1 protein-coding gene is annotated in these 684 nt (G+C 47.7%); it reads left to right on the plus strand.

The features are described from left to right. A partial coding sequence (locus ABLT31_RS38835; protein ID WP_367761065.1) for a DUF5940 domain-containing protein occupies window positions 1–684 on the plus strand: 684 nt, incomplete at both ends.

Consider the following 684-nt stretch of genomic DNA (forward strand, 5'->3'; position numbering starts at 1 on the left):
AAATCCTTCTGCTGCGCTCCGGCCCACGCGGTTGTAGTAGCTGCAGGTCTCGTCCAGTCAGGCCTATATGATGAAATTGTGGTCATCGGCGGCGGATGCTTAGCAAAGCTGGGAATGAAATATGCTGGCCACCTCAAAAACGACATGCCGATTATTGAGGATCAAATGGGCGCAATTGCCATATTGATTGGGAAGGATGATGGAGTAAGTCCTGTCGTTCGCTTGGATGCTGTAGGCAAGCATGAAATTTCCGCAGGCTCTTCCGCTCAGCAAATCTATAACTCACTTGTTGTAAAGCCGTTGAAAAGGATTGGTCGAAGTATCCTGGATATCGATAAGTATTCCGTGGAAATGCATAATCCTGAAGTAACGGAACCGAACGGCAACGGCAATGTGCCGAAAACCAACTATCGCACCTTAGCGGCTATGGCCGTACTGGGCGGGGAGCTGGAAAAAGCGAACATGAACGATTTTGAAGAAAAGCATGGGATGGTAGGATTCTCTCCAACGCAAGGTCATATTGCAGCGGCCATTCCATTCATGGGTCATGCCCGCGACATGATTATGAACGGAGAAATTAACAACGCCATGTTTGTAGCCAAGGGAAGTTTGTTCCTCGGAAAGATGACGAAGCTTTCTGACGGAATGTCTTATATTATTGAAAAAAATGAGGGGAGCGGTTCA

Source organism: Ammoniphilus soli (genome assembly GCF_040813775.1).